At 70.0% G+C, this 23,484-nt stretch carries 21 protein-coding genes; 16 read left to right on the forward strand and 5 right to left on the reverse strand.

The genetic code is table 11. The annotated features are described in order from the left end of the window. Positions 1-6: 6 nt before the first annotated feature. The 7 genes from ispG (at position 7) to IEV93_RS19630 (ending at position 7,778) form a co-directional block, all read left to right on the forward strand. A complete protein-coding gene (ispG, locus tag IEV93_RS19600; protein ID WP_188492169.1) occupies positions 7-1,194 on the forward strand; it encodes a flavodoxin-dependent (E)-4-hydroxy-3-methylbut-2-enyl-diphosphate synthase in 1,188 nt (395 codons plus the stop codon). 93 nt (positions 1,195-1,287) lie between these two features. Beyond that, positions 1,288-2,124 carry a GNAT family N-acetyltransferase gene (locus IEV93_RS19605; protein WP_188492170.1) on the forward strand — a complete coding sequence of 279 codons (837 nt, stop codon included), beginning with the start codon at positions 1,288-1,290 and terminating at the stop codon, positions 2,122-2,124. 104 nt (positions 2,125-2,228) lie between these two features. Beyond that, positions 2,229-4,055: a penicillin-binding transpeptidase domain-containing protein gene (locus tag IEV93_RS19610; RefSeq protein WP_188492171.1), complete on the forward strand. Its 1,827-nt coding sequence runs from the start codon at positions 2,229-2,231 to the stop codon at positions 4,053-4,055. A 55-nt stretch (positions 4,056-4,110) separates the two neighbouring features. Beyond that, entirely contained in the window at positions 4,111-4,989 is an 879-nt protein-coding gene (map, locus tag IEV93_RS19615; protein WP_188492172.1) for a type I methionyl aminopeptidase, read from the forward strand. Between the two features lie 6 nt (positions 4,990-4,995). Next, the gene (locus IEV93_RS19620) at positions 4,996-6,552 is read left to right on the forward strand and encodes a cobyric acid synthase (RefSeq protein WP_229705345.1); all 1,557 of its coding nucleotides are present in this window, start codon (positions 4,996-4,998) and stop codon (positions 6,550-6,552) included. 10 nt (positions 6,553-6,562) lie between these two features. After that, complete coding sequence (locus IEV93_RS19625) at positions 6,563-7,387, forward strand: alpha/beta fold hydrolase (RefSeq protein ID WP_188492173.1); 825 nt, start codon at positions 6,563-6,565, stop codon at positions 7,385-7,387. Positions 7,388-7,442: 55 nt separating this feature from the next. After that, a complete protein-coding gene (locus IEV93_RS19630) occupies positions 7,443-7,778 on the forward strand; it encodes a PLD nuclease N-terminal domain-containing protein (protein WP_188492174.1) in 336 nt (111 codons plus the stop codon). Positions 7,779-7,909: 131 nt separating this feature from the next. Here IEV93_RS19630 and mtr read toward each other — a convergent pair whose 3' ends face one another. Together mtr and IEV93_RS19640 are read right to left on the reverse strand one after the other, a co-directional pair. Then, positions 7,910-9,298, reverse strand: a complete 1,389-nt coding sequence (mtr, locus tag IEV93_RS19635) for a mycothione reductase (RefSeq protein ID WP_188492175.1) — start codon at positions 9,296-9,298, stop codon at positions 7,910-7,912. Beyond that, positions 9,295-10,416, reverse strand: a complete 1,122-nt coding sequence (locus IEV93_RS19640; RefSeq protein ID WP_371873870.1) for an alpha/beta hydrolase — start codon at positions 10,414-10,416, stop codon at positions 9,295-9,297. The genes mtr and IEV93_RS19640 overlap by 4 nt, the downstream gene beginning before the upstream one ends. Before the next feature lie 132 nt (positions 10,417-10,548). Between IEV93_RS19640 and mqo the strand changes: the two genes are divergently transcribed. Genes mqo through cobA form a run of 6 tightly spaced genes read left to right on the forward strand, consistent with a single transcriptional unit; the run spans position 10,549 to position 18,016 of the window. After that, positions 10,549-12,093: a malate dehydrogenase (quinone) gene (gene mqo / locus IEV93_RS19645; RefSeq protein ID WP_188492176.1), complete on the forward strand. Its 1,545-nt coding sequence runs from the start codon at positions 10,549-10,551 to the stop codon at positions 12,091-12,093. A 13-nt stretch (positions 12,094-12,106) separates the two neighbouring features. Further along, positions 12,107-12,577 carry a GNAT family N-acetyltransferase gene (locus IEV93_RS19650; protein ID WP_188492177.1) on the forward strand — a complete coding sequence of 157 codons (471 nt, stop codon included), beginning with the start codon at positions 12,107-12,109 and terminating at the stop codon, positions 12,575-12,577. After that, positions 12,574-14,607, forward strand: coding sequence for a VWA domain-containing protein (locus tag IEV93_RS19655; protein WP_188492179.1), 2,034 nt, complete (start codon positions 12,574-12,576; stop codon positions 14,605-14,607). The genes IEV93_RS19650 and IEV93_RS19655 overlap by 4 nt, the downstream gene beginning before the upstream one ends. A gap of 46 nt (positions 14,608-14,653) precedes the next feature. Continuing rightward, positions 14,654-15,268 carry a cob(I)yrinic acid a,c-diamide adenosyltransferase gene (gene cobO, locus IEV93_RS19660; RefSeq protein WP_188492181.1) on the forward strand — a complete coding sequence of 205 codons (615 nt, stop codon included), beginning with the start codon at positions 14,654-14,656 and terminating at the stop codon, positions 15,266-15,268. After that, on the forward strand, positions 15,262-16,767 hold the full coding sequence (locus IEV93_RS19665; protein WP_188492183.1) for a cobyrinic acid a,c-diamide synthase CobB: 1,506 nt from the start codon (positions 15,262-15,264) through the stop codon (positions 16,765-16,767). Before cobO ends, IEV93_RS19665 begins: the two co-directional genes overlap by 7 nt. Next, positions 16,748-18,016 carry a uroporphyrinogen-III C-methyltransferase gene (gene cobA / locus IEV93_RS19670; protein WP_188492185.1) on the forward strand — a complete coding sequence of 423 codons (1,269 nt, stop codon included), beginning with the start codon at positions 16,748-16,750 and terminating at the stop codon, positions 18,014-18,016. The genes IEV93_RS19665 and cobA overlap by 20 nt, the downstream gene beginning before the upstream one ends. Positions 18,017-18,043: 27 nt before the next feature. On the opposite strand, the gene yaaA is transcribed toward cobA, so the two are convergent. Next, entirely contained in the window at positions 18,044-18,787 is a 744-nt protein-coding gene (yaaA, locus tag IEV93_RS19675) for a peroxide stress protein YaaA (RefSeq protein ID WP_188492187.1), read from the reverse strand. Positions 18,788-18,877: 90 nt separating this feature from the next. On the opposite strand from yaaA, the gene IEV93_RS19680 reads away from it, so the two are divergent. After that, on the forward strand, positions 18,878-20,614 hold the full coding sequence (locus IEV93_RS19680; protein ID WP_188492189.1) for a proline--tRNA ligase: 1,737 nt from the start codon (positions 18,878-18,880) through the stop codon (positions 20,612-20,614). Here IEV93_RS19680 and IEV93_RS19685 read toward each other — a convergent pair. Next, positions 20,591-21,028: a ferritin-like domain-containing protein gene (locus IEV93_RS19685; protein ID WP_188492191.1), complete on the reverse strand. Its 438-nt coding sequence runs from the start codon at positions 21,026-21,028 to the stop codon at positions 20,591-20,593. The two genes, IEV93_RS19680 and IEV93_RS19685, sit on opposite strands and share 24 nt — an antisense overlap. After that, positions 21,025-21,627, reverse strand: coding sequence for a hypothetical protein (locus IEV93_RS19690; RefSeq protein ID WP_188492194.1), 603 nt, complete (start codon positions 21,625-21,627; stop codon positions 21,025-21,027). Before IEV93_RS19690 ends, IEV93_RS19685 begins: the two co-directional genes overlap by 4 nt. Positions 21,628-21,834: 207 nt before the next feature. On the opposite strand from IEV93_RS19690, the gene rimP reads away from it, so the two are divergent. After that, positions 21,835-22,392: a ribosome maturation factor RimP gene (gene rimP, locus IEV93_RS19695; protein ID WP_188492196.1), complete on the forward strand. Its 558-nt coding sequence runs from the start codon at positions 21,835-21,837 to the stop codon at positions 22,390-22,392. Then, a complete protein-coding gene (gene nusA, locus IEV93_RS19700; RefSeq protein WP_188492198.1) occupies positions 22,389-23,417 on the forward strand; it encodes a transcription termination factor NusA in 1,029 nt (342 codons plus the stop codon). Before rimP ends, nusA begins: the two co-directional genes overlap by 4 nt. Positions 23,418-23,484: the final 67 nt, after the last annotated feature.

Raw genomic sequence — 23,484 nt, forward strand, 5'->3', positions numbered from 1 at the left:
ACAGCCATGAGCAGCGACTCCACATCCGGCCCGATGTCGATCGGCCTCGGCATGCCCGCGGCACCGCCGCCGGTGCTCGCACCCCGACGCAAGACCCGCCAGATCCAGGTCGGAAAGGTCGGTGTCGGCAGCGACCACCCGATCTCGGTGCAGTCGATGACCACCACCAAGACCCACGACATCAACGCCACGCTCCAGCAGATCGCCGAGCTGACCGCCTCGGGCTGCGACATCGTGCGGGTGGCCTGCCCGCGGCAGGAGGACGCCGACGCGCTCGCGATCATCGCCAAGAAGAGTCAGATCCCGGTCATCGCCGACATCCACTTCCAGCCGCGCTACATCTTCGCTGCCATCGACGCCGGGTGCGCCGCCGTGCGCGTCAACCCCGGCAACATCAAGGAGTTCGACGGACGCGTCAAGGACGTGGCCCTGGCCGCCAAGGACGCGAACATCCCGATCCGCATCGGCGTCAACGCCGGATCGCTCGACCCACGACTGCTCGCCAAGTACGGCAAGGCGACCCCGGAGGCTCTCGTCGAGTCCGCGCTGTGGGAGGCCGGCCTGTTCGAGGAGCACGGCTTCGGTGACATCAAGATCTCGGTCAAGCACAACGACCCGGTGATCATGGTCGAGGCCTACCGGCAGCTCGCCGCGCAGTCGGACTACCCGTTGCACCTCGGTGTCACCGAGGCCGGCCCGGCGTTCCAGGGCACGATCAAGTCCGCCGTCGCCTTCGGGGCGCTGCTGTCGGAGGGCATCGGCGACACCATCCGCGTGTCGCTGTCCGCGCCGCCCGCCGAAGAGATCAAGGTCGGCGACCAGATCCTGCAGTCGTTCAACCTGCGGCCGCGCAAGCTCGAGATCGTGTCCTGCCCGTCGTGTGGTCGCGCACAGGTCGACGTCTACAAGCTCGCCGACGCGGTGAGCGCGGGTCTCGAGGGCATGGAGGTCCCGCTGCGCGTCGCGGTCATGGGATGTGTCGTCAACGGACCCGGTGAGGCACGCGAGGCCGACCTCGGTGTCGCGTCGGGCAACGGCCGCGGACAGATCTTCGTCAAGGGCGAGGTCATCAAGACGGTGCCCGAGGCCGAGATCGTCGAGACCCTGATCGAAGAAGCGCTACGCATTGCGGCCGAATCGGGGGAGACTGGGCCTGAGGCAACCACCGGATCGCCGGTCGTCAGCGTCGGGTGACCGTCCGCTGCACCGGACGGGACCCGGTGAGCGTCCACCGCGGCTCGTCGCCCGACGGGTTGCGCCACCTCCTCTGAGGAGCCAGGAGCAATCGTGCTGAAGCTGCTGGGCGACAAGCCACTCGGCGCTCGAGACGCCGAGGCGGTCGCACATGCGCTCGAACTCGACCCGGTCGGGATGTGCATGGTGGCCGCGCGTGTCGAGGAACAGGGGATCAACCCCCGGATGCTCGGCGGCGAGCTCTGGAGCAACGGCGATCCCGCGTCCGCGTTGTGCTTCTCCGGCGCGAACCTGATCCCCATGCTCGGCGACGAGGAGGACATCGCGGCGTTCGCCGCACGCGCGGTGCGTAATCCGCGCCTGTGTTCGTCGGTGGTCGGGCGCGCGCAGCACGTCATCCCGTTCTGGGAACTGGCCACCGTCCACTGGGGTCCCGCCCGCGAGATCCGGGACGACCAGCCGCTGCTGGCGATGTCGGGGCCACCGGAGCTGCGCCCCGACCCCCTCGTCCGACGTGTCCGCATCGAGGAGCTCGACGCATACCTGCCCGCGGCGATCGAGATGTTCGTCGGCGAGGTGGGTGTCGACCCGTGCGCCGGCGACGGCGGCCGGTCCTACCGACGGCGGATCGCCGCTCTGATCAGCACCGGCCGCGCCTTCGCCCGCTTCGAGGACGGCGTGGTCGTGTTCAAGGCCGAGATCGGGTCGATGTCGCGGAGGGTCGGCCAGATCCAGGGGGTCTGGGTCTCGCCCGAACGACGTGGCCACGGCCTGGGGGCCGCGGGCACCGCCGCGGTGGTCGCCGCCATCGCCGCCGACGGGCGTATGTCGAGCCTCTACGTCAACGGCTTCAACCACCCCGCGCGCCAGGCCTACGAGCGGGTCGGTTTCCGCGAGGTCGGCCGCTTCGCCACCATCCTGGTGGACTGAGACACCCCAGCCCGATCACGCCGCGGATTCCTCGGCGAATTCTCAGGCAGACGCGCTGCGTGGCGCGGCAGCCGTGCGGGTGCGCCGACCTAGTATCGGACCCGATGAGAGTGGACCCGAAGGCGACGCGACACCTGGTGTCCCTCGCGATCGTAGGAGTCGTCGTCGTGGCCGGGACGGCCTGCACCGGTGGCGGCGACGACGGACCGCGCGCCGCGGCAGGCAACTTCCTCTCCGTGTTCGGCGCCCACCGCACCGACGAGGCCGCGCGCCGCACCGACTCCCCGCAGCGCGCCGCCACCGACATCGACGCCGCGTTCTCCGGCCTGCGGGCAACCGGTATGACCGCGACGACGGGCCGGTCCCAGGTGACCGGCGACACCGCCACCGTGGACGTGACCTACCAGTGGGCCCTGCCGCGCAAGCAGACGTGGCGCTACGACGCGAAGCTGGCCATGTCACGCACCGACGCCGGGTGGCAGGTCCGGTGGGATTCCACTGACATCCACCCCGAACTCGGTGCGACACAGCGGATGTCGTTGCAGGACGTCCCCGCTCCGGTCGGCTCGGTCAACGAGAGCGACGGCTCGACGGTGCTCGAGCCGGGCACCGTGATGCGGGTCGGGCTCGACGCGACGACCGCGGCGAGAACCGGCTCGGTCTCCGACGCCGCCACGCGGCTCGCGGAGATACTCGGACGGTTCACCCCCGGACTCAGCGCGCAGGCCATCGCCGAGGGCGCGACCGCGGTCTCGGGCAACTACGTCATCGCCACCATCAACCGGGGCCAGTACGACCAGGTCAGCGATCTCCTCGCGGCCGTGCCCGGCGCGACGACGTCGGATCAGGCAGATCTGGTGCCCACCGACCCGACGTTCGCGCCCGACCTGGTCGGTCAGGTCAAGAAGCAGGTGGCGACCGATCTCGAGGGCAAGGCCGGGTGGCGGGTGCTCTCCCTCAACCCCAACGGTGCCACCGCCGGCGTCCTCGCGGAGGTCGACCCCGCACCCTCGCCGTCGGTCGACATCAGCCTGTCCCGCAGTGTGCAGGAGGCCGCTCAGCGCGCGGTCAACGCGGCGTCGCGTTTCCAGACCATGATGGTGGTCATCCAGCCCTCGACCGGCCGTCTGCTCGCCGTCGCCCAGAACGCGTTGGCCGACAAGGTCGGTCCGCTCGCCACGACGGGTCTCTACCCGCCCGGGTCGACGTTCAAGATGGTCACCTCGGCCGCGGCCATCGGGACCGGCCTGGCCAAGCCGTCGACCCAGGTCGGGTGTCCCGGCGAGGTCACGATCGGTGAACGAACGATCCCGAACTACAACAACTTCTCCCTCGGAGAGGTGTCGATGCAGAAGGCGTTCGCGCGATCCTGCAACACCACGTTCGCCAAACTCGCCAGCGAGATGGGTCCGTCCGACCTCGCCTCGGCCGCTGCCTCGATGGGCATCGGCACCGATTTCGACGTCCCCGGCATCCCCGTCGACTCGGGCTCGGTGCCGATCGAGCCGGCGCTGATCGCCCGCACGGAGGACGGCTTCGGACAGGGCAAGGTCCTCACCAGTCCGTTCGGGCTCGCCATGGTCGCGGCCACCGTCGCCCACGGATCGACGCCGGTCCCGCAACTCATCCTGGATCGGGCCACGACGGTGTCGGGACCGCACCCCGACATCGACCCGGCTGTCGTCCGGCAGCTGCGGCCGATGATGCGGGAGGTGATCGTCGACGGCACCGCCGACCGGATCAAGGATCAGGGCGAGGTGTTCGGCAAGACCGGTGAGGCCGAGGTCCCGGGCGGATCGCACGCCTGGTTCGCGGGCTACCGCGGCGACCTCGCGTTCGCGACCCTCGTCGTGCTCGGCGCGAGTTCGGACAATGCCGTCGGCGTGACCCGTGACTTCTTCACGGCGTTGCCGCCGGACTTCCTCGACTGATCGCCGCCGTCCCGCGGGCGACGGACCCGCCACCGTGAGCGGATATGGTGGATGGATGTCTGTACGTACAGCTCTGGAGCCGGGTGTCGTCTCGCCGACGTTGGCCGTCCCGTCGTCGATCGAGCGCCCGGAATACGTCTGGAAGCCCAGCGCGAACGAGGGGCACGAACCCTGGGTGCAGACGCCGGAGACCATCGAGAAGATGCGCGTCGCCGGCCGGATCGCGGCCGACGCCCTCGCCGAGGCGGGCAAGGCGGTCCAACCCGGTGTCACCACCGACGCGCTCGACCGGATCGCGCACGAGTACATGATCGATCACGGCGCCTACCCCTCGACGCTCGGATACCGCGGGTTCCCCAAGTCGTGCTGCACCTCGCTGAACGAGGTGATCTGCCACGGGATCCCGGACTCGACGGTGATCGCCGACGGCGACATCGTCAACATCGACGTCACCGCCTACATCGACGGCGTGCACGGCGACACCAACGCCACCTTCCTCGCGGGCGACGTCTCGCAGGAGGTGGCCGACCTGGTCGAGCGCACCCACACCGCGACCATGCGGGCGATCAAGGCGGTACGGGCCGGACGTGAGCTCAACGTCGTCGGTCGTGTCATCGAGGCCTACGCGAATCGGTTCGGCTACAGCGTGGTCCGCGACTTCACCGGCCACGGGATCGGCGAGACGTTCCACAACGGACTCGTGGTCCTGCACTACGACCAGCCGAACGTCGACACCGTCCTCGAACCCGGGATGGTGTTCACCATCGAACCGATGATCAACCTCGGCGGACTCGCCTACGACGTGTGGGATGACGGCTGGACCGTCGTGACCCGCGACCGCAGGTGGACCGCCCAGTTCGAGCACACCCTCGTCGTCACTGACGACGGCGTCGAGGTCCTGACCCTTCCTCCCGCCTCTGCCGCGGCGCAGTAGACCGGCGTGCGAGGCGCGCTGCTGATCGGCGGCACGAGCTCAGACGCGGGCAAGAGCCTGCTGGTCGCCGGCCTGTGCCGCGCACTGCACCGGCGGGGGGTCGCGGTGGCGCCCTTCAAGGCGCAGAACATGTCCAACAACTCGGTGGTCACCGTCGACGGCGGCGAGATCGGCCGGGCGCAGGGCATGCAGGCGCTGGCGTGTGGACTCGAACCGTCCACACGGTTCAACCCGGTCCTGCTCAAGCCCGGTTCCGACCGTCGCTCGCAGGTCGTGGTGCGCGGTCGGCCCGACGGGTGGATCTCCGCGACCGACTACCACAGCCGTCGCGTGGCCCTCGCGGAGATCGTCGACGCCGAATTGGCCTCGCTACGTGCGGATTTCGACGTGGTCATCTGCGAGGGCGCCGGGTCGATCGCGGAGATCAACCTCCGGGAATCCGACATCGCGAACATGGGGCTGGCCGAGGCGGCCGACATCCCCGTCCTCGTGGTCGGTGACATCGACCGCGGGGGAGTGCTGGCGCATCTGCTCGGGACCGTCGCGGCGCTCGGTGCGCAGGACCAATCCCGGGTGGCGGGGTTCGTGGTCAACAAGTTCCGTGGGGCGCAGTCGATCCTCGACCCGGGACTCGAGCAACTCCGGGTCCTGTCCGGCCGGCCCACGTTGGGCGTCGTGCCCTACGAGCCCGATCTGTGGCTCGACGCCGAGGACTCGCTGTCGTCGCCCATCGGACGCACCCTGGGACTGTCGACGCCGGGGATCGGGACCGATCGTCTGTCCGTCGCCGCCATCCGACTCCCGCGGTTGTCCAACTCGACCGACCTCGAGGCATTGGCCTGTGAACCGGGTGTCGACGTGCGCTGGGTCGCCGACATCGCCAGTGTCGCCGGCGCCGACCTCGTCGTCCTGCCGGGCACCCGGGCCACCGTCTCCGATCTCGCCTGGTTGCGGGAACGGGGACTCGACCGTGCGCTGGTCGAGCGCGCCGGGCGCGGCCAGGCCATCATCGGCGTCTGCGGGGGTTACCAGATGCTCGGCACCTCGATCCTCGACGAGGTCGAATCGACGTCGGGGGAGTCCGGTCCGGTCGAGGGACTGGGGATCCTGGACCTGCGGGTCGAGTTCGCGGTCGCGAAGACGGTGCGCCCGGTCCGCGGCAGCTGCGGGGGGCAGCGGGCGCAGGGGTACGAGATCCACCACGGCCAGGTGGTCGCGACGGCGGCCGACCCGTGGGTCGTCGACGACGATCACGGACCCGAGGGGACGGTCGCGGGTGCGATCCGCGGTACCCACTGGCACGGATTGCTCGCGAACGACGCCGTCCGCCGGGATGTCCTGGGCGACGTGGCGCGTGCGGCGGGAAAGACCGGTTTCGTGGTCGCACCCGACACCGATTTCACCGCCATCCGGATGGCGCAGATCGATCGGATGGCCGACCTCGTCGACGGACATCTCGACATGGCCTCGATCATCGCGCTGATCGAGTCGGGCGCCCCTGGTGATCTGCCCACGGTGGGCATCACCCTCGAAGCCGGTGGCCGGGGCGGAGCGCGCACGTAAGCTGGTGTTAATGAATGTCGACACCACGACCGTCGCCGTCGGCGACCTCGAGTTCACCGTACGGGTAGGCGGTCCCGAGAACGGTCCCGTCGTCCTGCTGTTGCACGGATTCCCCAGCAGCGGAACCTGCTTCGACGAGATCGTCCCCCGGCTGCACGAGTCCGGGCTGCGGACCGTGGTACCCGATCAGCGCGGGTACTCGCCGGGCGCGCGCCCGCCGAACGTCGAGGACTACCGCATCGAGCACCTGGTGTCCGACGCGGTCGGGATCCTCGACGGGCTCGGCATCAACTATGCGTTGGTCGTCGGCCACGACTGGGGTGCCATCGTGGCGTGGCATCTGGCCGGCCGACACCCCGGCCGCCTGACCGGGCTCGTCGCCGTCAGCGTGGGGCACCCGTCGGCGATCGCCGGGGCGCTGTCGCAGAGCACGGACCAACGCGAACGGTCGTCGTACATCCCGATGCTGATCGATCCGGCCTCGGAGGACCGACTGCTCGCCGACGACGCCGCGTTCCTGCGCGGGCTGCTGCCCGACGACTCGTGCGCCCCGCTGCTCGAACGGGCCGGACTCACCGGTGCGACCAACTGGTACCGCGCGAACTTCAGCGGTGACATCGCGGCCAACATGGCCTGCGCGCCCGTGGAGGTCCCGACCACGATGGTGTGGAGTGACGGCGACACCGCACTGGGCCGTGAACAGGCCGAGGCCAGTTCACGCTTCGTCTACGCCGACTACCGCTTCTGCGAGTTGCCCGGCGTCGACCACTGGATCCCGCAGAACGCGGCGCCCGCGCTCGCGAGTGAGATCGCGTTGCGATCCGCGGTGTTCTGATCCGTGGAGTTCTGATCCACAGCTTTCCCGTACCGATCGACGAGAGGAGACCACGATGCCGTTTCTGGCCGTGATCTACGTCCTCATCATCGTGGTCGTCCTGGTCGACATCGTGTTCACCGACGGCCGCACGGTGCGCGGCGTCCCGAAACCGGTGTGGGCGTTGCTGTCGATGGCGCTACCGCTGGTCGGGCCCATCGCGTGGCTCGCCCTCGGGCGGCCCCAAAAAGATGACGCAGAGACCGATGCTGCGCCGACCGAGAAGCCTCGTGTGACACCGGGTTCGGCCCCGTCGACGGACGCCGACACGCAGGCCGCCCTGTTCGCCGCCCAGGTGCGTGAACGGGCCGAACAGCAACGCCGCATCGCCCGCGAGCAACGCGACCACTAGACGGGACGCTGCGCCGCCGGGGCGTTCAGGCGCACGACCAGATCATCCACCCGCGCTGCGGTGTCGTCGCGGACCAGACTTCAGTCTGTGTTGATGGTCGTCGAATCACCCGTCGAACCCGGCGCGGTCCCTCAGATGTCGAGACCCAGCAGCGCGTTCTCCAGGACCTCGGGCATACCCGGGTGAATCCAGTACTGGCCCGTGGCCATCGACCTCGCGTCGAGCCCGAAGTGCAGGGCCTGGATGACCGGTTGGATGACCGTCGGCGCCTGCGGGCCGATGATGTGGGCTCCGAGGAGTCGGCCGGTCCCGCGTTCGGCGACGATCTTGCAGAGCCCGGTCTTGTCCTCCATGGCCCAGCCGTAGGCGACGTCGCCGTAGTCCTGCACCTTCACCGTGATGTCGAGGCCCTGCTCGCGTGCCTCCGACTCGGTGAGACCCACCGACGCGATCTGCGGGTGGGTGAAGACCGCGGCCGGGACGAAGCGGTGGTCGAACGCCTCGAGTTCGTCGGAGTCCCACGCGCGCAGGAGGTTCGCCTGAACCTTGCGGGCCTCGTGGTTCGCGACGTGCTTGAGCTGGTACGGCGAGCTGACGTCGCCGAGCGTCCAGACGTTCTCGGCTGCCGTGCGTCCGAACTCGTCGCACTCGACGCGGCCCTGGTCGTCGAGCGACACCCCGATGGTGTCGAGATCGAGCCCGTCGCCGTTCGGTTTACGGCCGGTGGCGACCAGCAGGGCGTCGCCGACGAGGGTCGTCCCGTCGGACAACTCGAGTTCGACGGTGCCGCCGGTGCCGGTACGTGCCGCGGTCACCGACGCGCTCAGACGCACGTCCCACGTGTTCTGCGCGATCTCGGTGAACCGATCCGAGATGTCGCTGTCGAGGTGGCGCAGCAGGTGATCGCCGCGCGCGACGATGGTGACCTCGCTGCCGAGGGAGCCGAAGACGTGCGCGAACTCCGCCGCGATGTACCCGCCGCCCACGATCAGCAACCGACGCGGCAGCTCCGCGAGTCGCATCACGTCGTCGTTGGTGTGGAACGGCACGCCGGCGTCGGAGATGGCCTCGGGGATCACCGGTCGCGAGCCCGCCGCGATGACGACCTTGGCCGCGGTGACCTCGTCACCGTCGTCGGTCCGGAGTCGGTAGCGGCCGTCCTCGGTGCGTCCGGTGAAACGGACGTGCGAGTGGTAGACGGTGATGTTGTCGCACTTGTCCTCCCGGTAGGACAGGCCGCCCGCCGAGATCGGATCGATCCGACCGAAGATGCGGCCGACGACATCACGCCACCGCACGTCGTCGATGTGGCTGTCGACGCCGTACTGCACGGACTCCGTGATCGTCTTCGCCACCTCGGCGGCGTAGACGAACATCTTGGTCGGGATGCACCCGACGTTGAGGCAGGTGCCGCCGTAGACGCCCTTCTCGAACATCGCGATGCTCATGTCGTCGAAACGATCGTCGGGAATCGAGTTCCCGCTGCCGGATCCGATGATGGCCAGGTCTACGTCGGTCATGTACGTGCTCCTCGTGCCGGGACGGTGCCCGGGTTCGGTGGGTGGATCTCACGGCGGGTGGACAGCGTGGGGGTGTTCTCCGACAGCCATCGGGACAGTTCGGCGTAGGCGGCGGCGCGGGGCTGCGCACGCGACAGGAACACGTCATGGCGTGCGCCCTCGATCGGGACCGCGGTGACCCGGTTGCCGAGGCACCCGCTCCAGCGGGCGATCTGTGCGGTGTCGAGGACGTTGTCGGCGGTGTCGACGGCCGGTCGGTACGGACCGCCGAGAGCGCTGCGCGCCGACCGCAGCACCAGCGACGGCACGCCGACGTCGAGTCCTCGGTGCAGACGGGCGTGTCCGCGGCGTACGGCGGAGAGGAACCCGAAGGTCACCGGGAACCCCGAGAGGGGTTTGAGTCGCAGGTCGTAATCCCATTCGCCGTGGGCGGAGCTGTGCAGACTCTGCCCGTACCCGCCGGGCAGTGTGCGCGGGATCACCCGCAGGCCGCCCAGTTTCGCGACGGCGTTGACGAACACCGTTCCGTACGACCGCAATCCGGGTGGGCCCTGGAGGTCGAACCACGGACTGTTGAGGACCAGGCCGGTGACCCGGTTGTGCCGCTGCGGATCGCGGGTCCGGAGGCGGTCGAGCCACAGCGGGGTGATCAGACCGCCGGTCGAGTGTGCAGCCACCACGATCGGTGTCCCCGGGTGCGCGGCGTCGATGACGTCGAGCGCGGCGTCGAGTTCGGCGTCGTAGAGCGCGAGGTCGGAGATGTAGTGCGGCGTGTGCCCGTCGCGTAATGACCGGCCGCATTTGCGCAGGTCCAGCGCATGGAAGTCGTATCCGGCCGCGGCGAAGGCGTCGGCGAGCGCGACCTGGAAGAAGTAGTCGGTGAAGCCGTGGACATAGAGGACGGACGGTCGCACGCCCACGGTGTCGTCGGGTTCGCTGGTCCGGCGGTGTCGGACCAGCGTGGCGTCGATCGGGGCCTGTCCGTCCGGGTCGTCGCCGAGGTCGATCGTCAGCGCCTCGAAACCGTCGCCGAGCAGATCTGGACCCCACCGCGCGGACCCCGCCGCGAGGGATGTGTCAGAGGTGGGGGGCACGGGTGTGTGCGGGGTGGAAGCCACCGCCCAACTGTACTGAGCGGCCGGTGCGCTTTCCCACACCGACGTTTCGATCGGTGCTCTGATGGGGGACAATGAACAAGAGATGTTCCCGGACCAATCGGCCCGGAGTACGACAAGGGAGTTGAGCGTCAAGTGTCTTCATCGTCTGCGGTCGTCAAAACCGACGTCGTCCTGGTCGGAGCGGGAATCATGAGCGCCACCCTGGGTGTGCTCATCCGATCGCTGCAGCCGGACTGGTCGGTCAGTGTCTTCGAGCGCCTCGACGCGGCGGCCGCCGAGAGCAGCGACCCGTGGAACAACGCGGGCACCGGGCACTCCGCTCTGTGTGAGCTGAACTACACCCCGCAGACGGCGGACGGTGGTGTCGACATCACCAAGGCGATCACCATCAACGAGCAGTTCCAGGTGTCGCGGCAGTTCTGGGCGCACGCCATCGAGAACGGCATCCTCAACAACCCCAGCGAGTTCATCAACCCGATCCCGCACGTGAGCTTCACCCACGGCGCGGACGGGGTGGACTACCTGCGCAAGCGCTACGACGCGCTCGCCGGGCATCCCCTCTTCAAGGGCATGGAGTACATCGACGACCCGTCCGAGTTCACCAAGCGGCTGCCGCTGATGTCGACCGGCCGTGACTTCTCCGACCCGGTGGCGCTGAACTGGTTCGAAGGTGGCACCGACGTCGACTTCGGCGCCCTGACCCAGAAGCTGCTCAACACCGTCGCCGACGGCGGCAACGTCAACTTCGGACACTCGGTCACCGACCTGAAGAAGCAGTCCGACGGCAGCTGGATGGTCAAGGTCGTCAACCTGCGGACCAAGCAGAAGACCACCGTGCACGCCGGCTTCGTTTTCGTCGGCGCCGGCGGTGGCGCCATCCACCTGCTGCAGAAGTCCGGCATCAAGGAAGCCCGTCAGTTCGGTGGGTTCCCGGTCAGTGGTGCGTTCTTCCGCTGCACGAACGCCGAACTGATCGACGAGCACCACGCGAAGGTCTACGGACGCGCCGCGGTGGGTGCGCCGCCGATGTCGGTGCCGCACCTCGACACCCGCGTCATCAACCACAAGCCGGGCCTGCTCTTCGGCCCGTACGCGGGCTGGTCGCCGAAGTTCCTCAAGGAGGGCAGCAACCTCGACCTGCTCAAGTCGGTGACGCCCTTCAATGCGTTCCCGATCGCGAGCATCGCCCCCAAGGAGTTCGGGCTGCTGAAGTACCTCATCAGCGAGCTAGCGGCCAACTCGAACGACCGGGTGAAGACCCTGCAGGAGTTCGTCCCGCGGGCACTCGGCGCCGACTGGGAGCTCATCACCGCCGGGCAGCGTGTCCAGGTCATCCGCAAGAACGGCGCCATGAGCGGTGCCCTCGAGTTCGGTACCGCCGTGGTCAATTCCGAGGACGGCACCATGGCCGGCCTGCTGGGCGCATCGCCCGGCGCGTCGACCGCCGTGCCCGCGATGCTCGACGTCCTCGAGCGTTGTTTCCCGCGGCATTTCGAGGCCTGGAAGCCGGCGCTCGCCGAGATGATCCCGTCCTTCGGGCACAAGCTGTCCGAGAACGAGACGCTGTTCGGTGAGGTGTGGGACTGGACGTCGAAGGTGCTCGAACTGTCGAGCACCCCCGCCGACGACTCGGTCGCCGACGACGAGCGCCGCGTGGCAGCTCCCACCCCCGTGTGATAGTCACAACCACATGACTGCCACCGCGACGTTGCACCGGAGTTGGGCCCAGGACCTCGACACCGCTCTGATGTACAAGATCCTGAAGTTGCGGGTGGACGTGTTCGTCGTCGAGCAGTCCTGCCCCTACGCAGAACTCGACGGGCGCGACCTCGACCAGGACACGCGGCACCTCTGGTTGCAGCAGGAGGGCGAGATCGTCTGCACGCTGCGTCTGCTCGAGGAGCACGACGACGGCAAGTCGTTCCGCATCGGGCGGTTGTGCACCGAACGCGGTCACCGCGGACAGGGACACACCACGCGCCTGCTGCGGACCGCGCTGGCCGAGGTCGGGTCACACGCGTGCCGCATCGACGCGCAGACCTACCTGGTGGACATGTACGCCAAGCACGGTTTCGCACCCGAGGGTCCCGAGTACCTGCTCGACGGCATCCCGCACGTGCCGATGCGTCGTGGCGGCGGGGAGCCCTGGCAGGCCTCGTGACCCACTCCTCCCACCCCGATCCCGACCCCACCGACCGTCCTCTCGCCCCGTACCCGTTCACCGCGGTGGTGGGTCAGGACGCGCTCAAGCTCGCTCTCATCCTCTGCGCGATCGCACCGTCGATCGGTGGGGTGCTGATCCGCGGCGAGAAGGGCACGGCCAAGTCGACGATCGTGCGCGCCCTCGCGCCGCTGCTGCCGGCCGAGGTCCACACCGGCGCGGCCGGACGCGTCGTCGAACTGCCGATCGGTGCCACCGAGGACCGGGTCGTCGGATCACTCGACGTGCAGAAGGTCCTGCGCGACGGCGACGCGTCGTTCACGCCGGGACTGCTCGCGGCGGCCGACGGGGGCGTGCTCTACATCGACGAGGTGAACCTGCTCGCCGACCACCTCGTCGACGTACTCCTCGACGCCGCCGCGATGGGACGGGTGACCGTCGAGCGCGACTCGGTGTCGCGCAGCTATGCCTCCCGTTTCGTCCTCGTGGGCACCATGAATCCCGAAGAGGGAGAACTGCGTCCGCAGCTGCTCGACCGGTTCGGCCTGACCGTCGCGGTCACCGCACCCCGCGACGTCGACGACCGGGTCGAGGTCATCACCCGCCGGATGGACTACGACGCCGACCCGACGGTGTTCGCCGACCGCTGGCGCGCCGCCGATGAATCGATCGCGGCATCGATCGCCACCGCGCGGGCCGCGGTCGGATCGGTCCGGCTGCCCACCTCGGAGATGCGTCGTATCGCCGCCATCTGCACCCAGCTCGACGTCGACGGTCTCCGCGGCGACATCGTCGTCGCCCGGACCGCCCGCGCCCATGCCGCCTGGCGGGGGGCCGACGAGGTCGACGAGACCGACGTGCGGGCCGCCGCGGAGCTCGCGTTGCCGCACCGTCGCCGCCGGGACCCCTTCGACGACACCGACATGAGCCGCGACGACCTCGACTCGGCCATGGACTCCGCTGCCGAATCGGCGCAGCAGGACTCCGACCGCGACAACGGTGACGGCGACGCCGACGGACCGACCGATCCCACCGACGGCGGGGGCGATCCCGACCGGGACCCGACCGATCCCGGGCCCGACGACGACCCGGGATCGGGGTCGCCCGCCCCGGACTCATCGCCGCCCACCGGCGGACCCGCCGAGTCGAGCGATCCGTCGCCCACCGACACCGATGACGCGACACCGCGGCGCGATCCGATCCCGGTCGGGCCACCGCCGTCGAACCTCGCTCTCTCGCAGACCGCCTCGGTCACCCGCACGCTGCGGGTCGCCGGTGTCGGCGACGGCGACCCCGGCCGGCGATCGCCGGCGCGCAGCAGGCGCGGACACACGGTCGGATCGACCACGACGGTCGACGGATCCGGCCTGCACCTGCACGCCACCGTGTTGGCGGCGGCGGCCGGTCACGGCGAGCGCGGCGGAGGGCCACGACTCCAGGTCACACCCGCGGACCTGCGGGGAGCGGTACGCATCGGTCGCGAGGGAAACCTCGTCGTGTTCACCGTCGACCTGTCCGGATCGATGACCGCACGCCGACGGCTCGACGCGGTCAGCGGCGCTTGCGCGGCGCTGCTGCGCGACTCCTACCAGCGCCGCGACCGCGTCGCGGTGGTCGTGCTGCGCGGATCGAGCGCCACCGTCGTCGTCCCACCGACCCGATCGGTGAGCATCGCGTTGCGCGGTCTGTCCGGGGTGTCCATCGGCGGCCGCACACCACTCGCCGAGGGACTGATCGAGGCCACCGCCCTGGTCGAACGCGCACGACACACCGACCCACGCCGCCGACCGTTGGTCGTGGTCCTCACCGACGGCCGCGCCACCAGCGGTCCCGACGCGGTCGGACGCTCCGCATCCGCCGCCGCCCGACTGCGTACCCGCGGCGTCGACAGCGTGGTGGTGGACTGCGAACAGGGCATGATCCGTCTGGGGCTGGCCCGTACGCTGGCCGGACACCTCGGTGGCGGCTACGTGGCGATCGACGAGATCACCGCCGACGCCGTGACCGGCGCAGTCCGAGCCGCAGCCTGATCACACCGCAGTTCACGACCGGACACCGATCGAGAGGAGTGCGACTGTGCCGCAAGGAGTCCCCGCCGTCGTACCCGACGACGGCCTGACCACCCGCCAGCGTCGCAACAGCGCGCTGCTGGCCGTCCACACCGGCGACGGCAAGGGGAAGTCGACCGCCGCGTTCGGCATGGCGATGCGCGCCTGGAACGCCGGTCTCGACATCGGCGTGTTCCAGTTCGTCAAGAACGCCAAGTGGAAGGTCGGCGAGGAGACCGCGATGACCGCGCTCGGCGAACTGCACGACCGGACCGGACAGGGTGGCCCGGTGCAGTGGCACAAGATGGGTTCGGGCTGGTCGTGGATCCGGCACGGTGACGCCGAGACCGATCATGCCGCGCAGGCCCGGGAGGGGTGGACCGAGATCGCCCGCCGACTGCGCGAGGAGACACACGACTTCTACGTCCTCGACGAGTTCACCTACCCGCTCGGCTGGGGCTGGATCGAACTCGACGAGGTGCTCGACGCCCTCGCCGAGCGCCCTGGCAAGCAACACGTCGTCATCACCGGTCGCCGAGCGCCCGAGGGCCTCGTGGCCGCCGCGGATCTCGTCACCGACATGACCAAGACCAAGCATCCGATGGACGCAGGACGCAAGGGACAGAAGGGAATCGAATGGTGAACCCCGCGATCCCCACCGTGGTCATCGCCGCGCCCTCGTCGGGCAGCGGCAAGACCACCGTCGCGACCGGACTGATCGGGGCGCTGACGGGTGCCGGGCACCGGGTGGCCCCGTTCAAGGTGGGCCCCGACTTCATCGACCCCGGCTACCACGCGGTCGCGGCCGGCCGGCCGGGACGCAATCTCGATCCCAACCTCGTCGGCCCCGATCGCGTCGCACCGTTGTTCGCCGCCGGGTGCGCCGGTGCCGACTTCGCCGTCGTCGAGGGCGTCATGGGTCTGTTCGACGGGCGCATAACCGACGACGACCTGCAGGGCGGCGGTCCCGGCGGCGGTGGCTTCGACGGCAGTGGTCCGGCCATGGGCTCCACCGCGCACGTGGCCGCGCTCATCGGCGCCCCCGTCATCGTCGTCGTCGACGCATCCGGGCACAGCCAGACGCTCGCCGCGATCCTGCACGGTCTGCGCAGCTTCGACCCGTCGGTCGACATCTGCGGCGTCATCCTCAACCGTGTGGGCTCACCCCGTCACGAACACGTCCTGCGGCAGGCGTGCGACCGCGTCGGTCTGCCGGTCTTCGCCGTACTGGGCCGCGCCACCGAACTCGTCGTGCCCTCACGCCACCTCGGGCTGATCCCGGCCGTCGAACACGGGGGAGCGGCGCGGACCGCCGTCGAGGCGATGGCGCAACTGGTCTCCGCGACCGCGGATCTCGGCGCCGTGGTGGCCGCGGGTCGCACCCGCCGCGCGATGTCGGGGCCGGTGTGGTCGGCCGCCGAGGAGGTCGCCGTCGCGCGGGCGCGCGCCGACGTCCGTGCACCGAAGCGACCCATGCGGGTCGCGGTCGCCGGGGGCGCCGCGTTCACCTTCAGCTACGCCGAGCACGCCGAACTCCTGGCCGCCGCCGGGGCCGAGGTCGTCTCCTTCGATCCGCTGCAGGACCCTCTGCCCGAGGCCTCGGATGCGGTCATCGTCGGTGGGGGTTTCCCCGAGGAGCACGTGCACACCCTCGCCGCCAATGTCGAACTGCTCGACCAGCTCCGGGCGCACGCGGATGCGGGCCGACCGATCCACGCCGAGTGCGCGGGACTGCTCTATCTGGCCCGCGACCTCGACGGCCACACCATGGCCGACGTGCTCCCGGTACGCGGCCACTTCGGTCCGTCCCTGACGCTGGGCTACCGCGACGCGGTCGCGCTCGCGGACTCCTCGGTGTTCACCGCGGGCACCCGGATCACCGGCCACGAGTTCCACCGCAGCACCGTCGAACCGATCGGGTCCGCGCAGGCCGCCTGGGGATGGCGACGGGTCGGCACCTCGCTGACCGACGGCGTCATCGCCGGGTCGGTGCACGCCTCCTACCTGCACACCCACCCGGCAGGTGCGCCCGAGTCCGTTGTCCGACTGGTCGATTCCGCCGCAGCGGCGACCGCCGATGCGGAATTGGTACCCGGACACACCTCGTCGGTACGGTCTACGCATGTCCGCACCCACCCCTGACGACCCGGCCGTGGCCGATGGGTCCGGCGACGACCACTATCTGGTCGGCCTCGACCTGCGCGGGCGACGCGTCGTGCTCATCGGCGGGGGATCGGTCGTCACCCGCCGACTCGGCACCCTCTCGGCCAGCGGCGCCGACATCCACGTCATCGCGATCGACCCGACACCGACCGTCGAGTCGTTCCCCGGCATCACCGTGGAGCGTCGCGCCTACCGCGACGGCGATCTCGACGGCGCCTGGTACGCGCTCGCCTGCACCGACGACGCCGAGGTGAACGCCGCGGTGGTCGCCGAGGCCGAGCGCCGACGGATCTTCTGTGTGCGCGCCGACGACGCCCGCCACGGCAGCGCCGTCACCCCGGCGTCGATCCAGCACGACCGCCTGAACATCGGGGTGCTCGCATCGGGTGATCACCGCCGGTCGGCCCGTATCCGGTCGGAGATCGGCCAGGGGCTCATCGACGGGACCCTGGGCACCGCGGTCCCGGGCACCTATCCGGCCGGTGTCGCCCTCGTCGGCGGCGGTCCGGGTGACCCGGAACTGATCACCGTCCGCGGCCGCCGGCTCCTCGCCGCGGCCGACGTGGTCGTCGCCGACCGCCTCGCCCCGCCCGCCCTGCTCGCCGAGCTGGCGCCGTGGGTGGAGATCATCGACGCGGCCAAGGTGCCCTACGGCCGCGCCATGAAGCAGGAGGCGATCAACCAGGCGTTGATCGACCACGCGCGCGCCGGGAAGTTCGTGGTCCGCCTCAAGGGCGGTGACCCCTACGTCTACGGCCGCGGTTTCGAGGAACTGGCGGCGTGCGTGCAGGCCGGTGTCGCGGTGACGGTGGTGCCCGGCATCACCAGCGCCATCGCCGCCCCCGCCGCCGCAGGTATCCCGGTCACCCATCGCGGGGTCACCCACGAGGTCGTCATCGTCTCCGGTCACCTCCGGCCCGGACACCCCGACTCGCTCATCGACTGGCCCGCCCTGGCACGACTGCGGGGCACCATCGTGCTCATGATGGCCGTCGAACGACTCGAGGAGTTCACCACCGCGCTCGTCGAGGGTGGTCGAGACCCGCAGACCCCGGTCGCGATCATCGAACACGCCTCGATGCCCACCCAGCGCAGCGTCACCGCCGACCTCGCCACGGCGGGCGAGGTCGCCCGGGCGCAGGATATCCGCCCGCCGGCGATCGTCGTGATCGGCGAGGTCGCCGCGTTCGACGCACTCACCGGATCGCTGGGACGGGTCACGGCCTGATCGTCGCCGGCGGCGGCCACACCGACCTCAGTCGGTGAGGATGATCAGTTCGGTCGCCGACGCGATCTCGGTGCGCTGCCCACCGTCGGACACCACCGCGGCGAGCGAGTCGATGTCGCGCACCCGCTTGCGGGTCGTCACCAACGACCGCGCCATCACACCCTTGTGGTGCTTGTTGAAATGGCTGACCACGCTGCGTGATCCGTCCGCGGCCTCGGTCAGCACCGTCACGTCCATCGCGCCGGCGATCGGCCCCAACGCGCGGTAGCCACCCGACCGCAGATCGACGACCACCTCGTCGTCGAGTCCGGTCAGCGCATCGGTCAGGTCGGGCTTCCACTGCGCGGCCAGCGTCCCCATGCCGGGCAGCTTCGATCCCGACGAGAGGCGGTAGGCCGGGATCTGGTCGCGGGCGCGCACGACCCCGAACAGCGCGGATCCCACCGCCAGCCTCTCGTCGGCCTTGGTGCGCGACGCCCGGGTCAGGTCACCGACGCCGAGGGCGTCGTAGAGCACCCCGGTGTACCGCTCGATGGCCGGTCGGGTCGGTGAGGTCCACAGCGCCGCGTTGCGGTCGACCTCGGCGAGTTGCCGCTGACCGAGACCCAGGACCGTCGCGCTGCGGGCCGGGTCGGCGGCCAACTCCACCAGTGCCGTCGCGATGCGCTCGCGCACCGCGGTCAGTGACGGGAACGACAGCGTCGCCAGGTCCAGCGGGGCGCCACGCCCGCCGTCGGACTTGGTCTCCGAGGGCGGCAGAACGATGAGCACAGACGTTGACGGTAATGCGCCCGTCCCCACGGCCCCCACCCGAGGGACGGCGGGGGACGACAGGGCAGCCGACCACTAGGGTTGGCGTTCGTGATCACCCGCATGTCGAACCTGTTCGTCCGCACCCTCCGTGACGATCCCGCGGACGCCGAGCTGCCCAGTCACAAGCTGTTGGTGCGCGCCGGCTACATCCGCCGCGTCGCCCCCGGCGTCTACAGCTGGTTGCCGCTGGGACTCAAGGTGTTGCGTCGTGTCGAGGCGGTGGTGCGCGAGGAGATGGACGCCATGGGCGGCCAGGAGATCTCGCTGCCCGCACTGCTCCCGCGTGATCCGTACGAGGTGACCCATCGGTGGTCGGACTACGGCGACGACCTGTTCCGCCTCAAGGACCGTCGCGGCGTGGACATGCTGCTCGGGCCCACCCACGAGGAGCTGTTCGCCCTGTTGGTCAAGGGGGAGTACACCTCCTACAAGGACCTGCCCGTCACGCTGTATCAGATCCAGAACAAGTACCGGGACGAGGCGCGGCCCCGCGCCGGCATCCTGCGTGGTCGCGAGTTCCTCATGAAGGACTCCTATTCGTTCGACCTCGACGAGGCCGGCGCCAAGGTGTCCTACGCGAGCCACCGCGACGCCTACCAGCGCATCTTCGCCCGCCTGGGTATCCGCTACGTCATCGTCGCGGCGACGTCGGGTGCGATGGGCGGCAGCGCGTCCGAGGAGTTCCTGGCCGAGAGCAGCAACGGCGAGGACACCTACGTCCGGTCCACCGAGTCGGGTTACGCGGCCAACGTGGAGGCGGTCCTGACTCCCGCGCCTGCGCCCGTGCCGACTGACGGACTGCCCGCCGCCACCGTGCACGAGACGGGAGCGACACCCACCATCGCGACGCTCGTCGACTGGGCGAACTCCGCGCTCGACCACCCGGTCACCGCCGCCGACACCCTGAAGAACATCCTGGTCAAGGTGCACCACCCGGCGGGGGAGACCGAGATCGTCGGGATCGGGATCCCCGGTGACCGCGACGTCGACATGAAGCGCCTCGAGGCCTCCTTCGAACCCGCCACCGTCGAGCTGCTCGAGCAGGCCGACTTCGACGCCAACCCGTTCCTCGTCAAGGGCTACATCGGTCCGAACGGGTTGTTGCACAACGGCGCCCGCTACCTCGTCGACCCGCGCGTGGCCGACGGCACCACGTGGATCACCGGCGCCGACGAGGCGGGCAAGCACGTGGTCGGTCTGGTCGCGGGCCGCGACTTCGTCGCCGACGGCACCATCGAGGCCGCCGAGGTCCGCGACGGCGATCCCTCACCCGACGGCAAGGGCACCCTGGTGGCCGCCCGCGGCATCGAGATCGGTCACATCTTCGCCCTCGGTACCAAGTACACCGACGCGTTCGGCGTCGACGTCCTCGGCGAGAACGGGAAACCGGTCCGACTGATCCAGGGGTCCTACGGCGTCGGGGTGTCCCGACTGGTCGGTGTCATCGCCGAGCAGACCCTCGACGACAAGGGGTTGGCGTGGCCGAGGTCGGTCGCCCCGTTCGATGTCCACGTCGTCATCGCGAACAAGGACGCAGGCGCCGCCGACGGTGCGCTGGAGATCGCGCAGGACCTCGACGCGTCCGGCCTGGCGGTGCTGCTCGACGACCGCAAGGCGTCACCGGGGGTGAAGTTCAAGGACTCCGAACTGCTGGGCATGCCCACCGTGGTCGTCGTGGGCCGCGGCTTCGCCGACGGACTGGTCGAGGTGCGCGACCGCGCCACCGGTGAGGTGACCGAGGTCGCACTCGACGCCGTCGGATCAGCGATTGCCGGTACCCGGTAGCGCCACGGTGGACGGGGAGACCCGCAGCACCAGCCGCCACGACGCCGCCCGACGCGCGCTGTCGGTGAGCCCGCCGAGCCCGGCCCGCCGCTGTGCGTCGGAGTCGGCCCGCTCGAGCAACGAGCGGTAGGCCCGGGCGCAGTCCTCCTCGGCGACCAGTACGGCCCGGATCGCGGTGACCGCGTCGGTGACCGCCACCGGGATGACGTACCCCGGTGCGGGTGCGGGGGCGGTACCGTCGGCCGCGACGATCAGCCCCTCGAGTTCGTCACGCCGCGAACGGTGTTCGGCGGTGAAATCGTCGATGTCGGAACGCCGCGTAGTCGATGCGTAGGCCACGGCCACGCCGTAGACGAACACGGCGGCGTTCTCGGAGTCGATCGCGGCACCCAGACCGTCGGTGGCGGTGCTCATCCGAGCTGCACCTGCACCTGGGCGTTGCACGCGGCGGCGATGGAGCCGAGCATCCCGGCGCGATAGCCGCTCATGCTCACGGCCAGGTCCCCGGTCGACGACGCGGTCGAGGCCAACCGCTCACGCAACTGCTCGACCGTGGTCACCGTGGGTGCGGCGGGCGCACCGGAGGTCGGCGGCGCGCCGGACGGCTGCGCGGACGGCGCCGCGACCCCGGATGACGTGCTCGGTCGCGCGAGATCGGGAGCAAGACGGGCGATCTCGTCGTTGATGGTCGTGGCGTGCGTCTCACGTTCGGTGGCGATCACGGCCAGAGCCGCGGCCCTGTCGGGATTGCGCGCGCGCAGCGTGCGTGCCGCGACCGCGTCGTCGGAGGCGGCGAGCGACAGGGGGGCGAGTTGTTCGGCGATGCGGGTCGACTCGCTGATCCCGGCGTCGCCGCCACAGGCCGCGAGCACCGTGCCGGTCGCGGCGACACCACCGGTCACGGCCACGGTGCGCACCAGCATCGACCGGCGACTGATGGGTCGCGCGAGGAGGGGGCCGCGACGGGGATGGGCCGCGGCGGTGGGCCCGGGGCGTGGCTGCGCGATGGTCACAGGCGCAATAGTGCCACCGCGCGCCTGCGTCGTTCGCGTCAGGCGACATCGTTGTCGCGTCGTGGCCGGTCGCCGATGGCGGAATCGGGTTCGCGCGGGGGGTAAACTCACTCGCGCACCGCAGCAGCCCGCGGCGAGGGAGATCCGATCCGATCGGGTCGTCCACGCGGCGAGCACCGTGAGACAACTACAGACGAGGAGGCCCAGATGTCCGGCGACACCGAGGCGATCACCGTCCTGATCTCACCCGTCGTCGCAGCACAGGGTTTCGACCTCGAAGAGGTCATCGTCCACCGATCCGGCGACCGCAGTGTGGTCCGCATCCTGGTCGACCGGGACAACGGAGCCGAACTGGACGTCCTGGCCGACCTGAGTCGCGAGATCTCCGACGTCGTCGACAACGCGCCCGAGCCGATCCTGGGGGCGCTGGCCTACACCCTCGAGGTCACCTCGCCGGGAGTGGACCGTCCGTTGACCGCACCCCGGCACTGGCGACGGGCCCACGGCCGCAAGGTCATCGTCCAGATCGCCGCAGCCGGGTCGCCCGATGCCCCGACCGAGAAGGTCGCCGGTCGTATCGGCCGACTGAACGACGACGAGACGAGCGTCGACGTGGTCCTCACCCACGGTGGACGCAGCGATGTCCGCCCGGTGGAACTGGCCGACGTCGCGTCGGCGGTGGTGCAGGTGGACTTCGGAGGGCCCAGTGCCGACGAACGCGAGCTGTGCGGACTGCCCGAGAAGAACGTGAGAGGAAACACATGAACATCGACATCGCCGCACTGCGGATGATCGAGGCCGACAAGGGCATCCCGGCCGACACGGTCATCACGGCGATCGAGACCGCCCTGATCACCGCCTACCGCCACACCGACGGCTACGCGCCGCATGCGCGGATCGACGTCAACCGCAAGTCGGGGGAGGTGCGCGTGATGGCGCAGTCCCGCGACGAGAACGACCAGCTCATCTCCGAATGGGACGACACCCCCGAGGGCTTCGGACGCATCGCCGCCACCACCGCCCGCCAGGTCATCCTGCAGCGGCTGCGGGACGCGGAGAACGAGAAGAACTTCGGCGACTTCGTCACCCACGAGGGCGAGATCGTGGGCGGTGTGGTGCAGCAGGATTCGCGCGCCAACGCCCGCGGCCTGATCATCGTCCGCATCGGCAGCGAGGCGACCGGCACCGAAGGGGTGCTCCCGTCGGCCGAGCAGGTCCCGGGGGAGCGCTACGTCCACGGCGATCGGATCAAGTGCTACGTCGTCGGTGTCGCACGAGGCGCCCGCGGTCCGCAGATCACACTCTCGCGCACGCACCCGAACCTGGTGCGCAAGCTGTTCTCGCTGGAGGTCCCCGAGATCGAGGACGGCTCGGTCGAGATCGTCGCGGTCGCCCGCGAGGCCGGGCACCGGTCGAAGATCGCGGTGCACACGCGGGTGTCCGGACTGAACGCCAAGGGTGCGTGCATCGGCCCGATGGGTCAGCGGGTCCGCAACGTGATGCGCGAACTCAGCGACGAGAAGATCGACATCATCGACTACGCCCCGGACCCCGCGGTGTTCGTCGGCAACGCGCTGTCGCCGTCGAAGGTGGTCTCGGTGACGGTCATCGATCCCGTCGCCAAGGCCGCGCGCGTCGTCGTCCCCGACTACCAGCTGTCGCTCGCGATCGGCAAGGAAGGGCAGAACGCCCGGCTGGCGGCGCGACTGACCGGCTGGCGGATCGACATCCGGTCCGACGCCGAGGCCCCGGTGGACGCATCCGCCGACGCGGCGGAGAGTCCCTCCTGAACCGGCGGCACCGTGGGGCGACACGGCCCGGCAGAGTCTTGTCGTCGGCGATTTGCGGTGGGCGGTA

Source organism: Williamsia phyllosphaerae, assembly GCF_014635305.1.
In the GTDB taxonomy this organism is placed as follows: Bacteria; Actinomycetota; Actinomycetes; order Mycobacteriales; family Mycobacteriaceae; genus Williamsia_A; species Williamsia_A phyllosphaerae.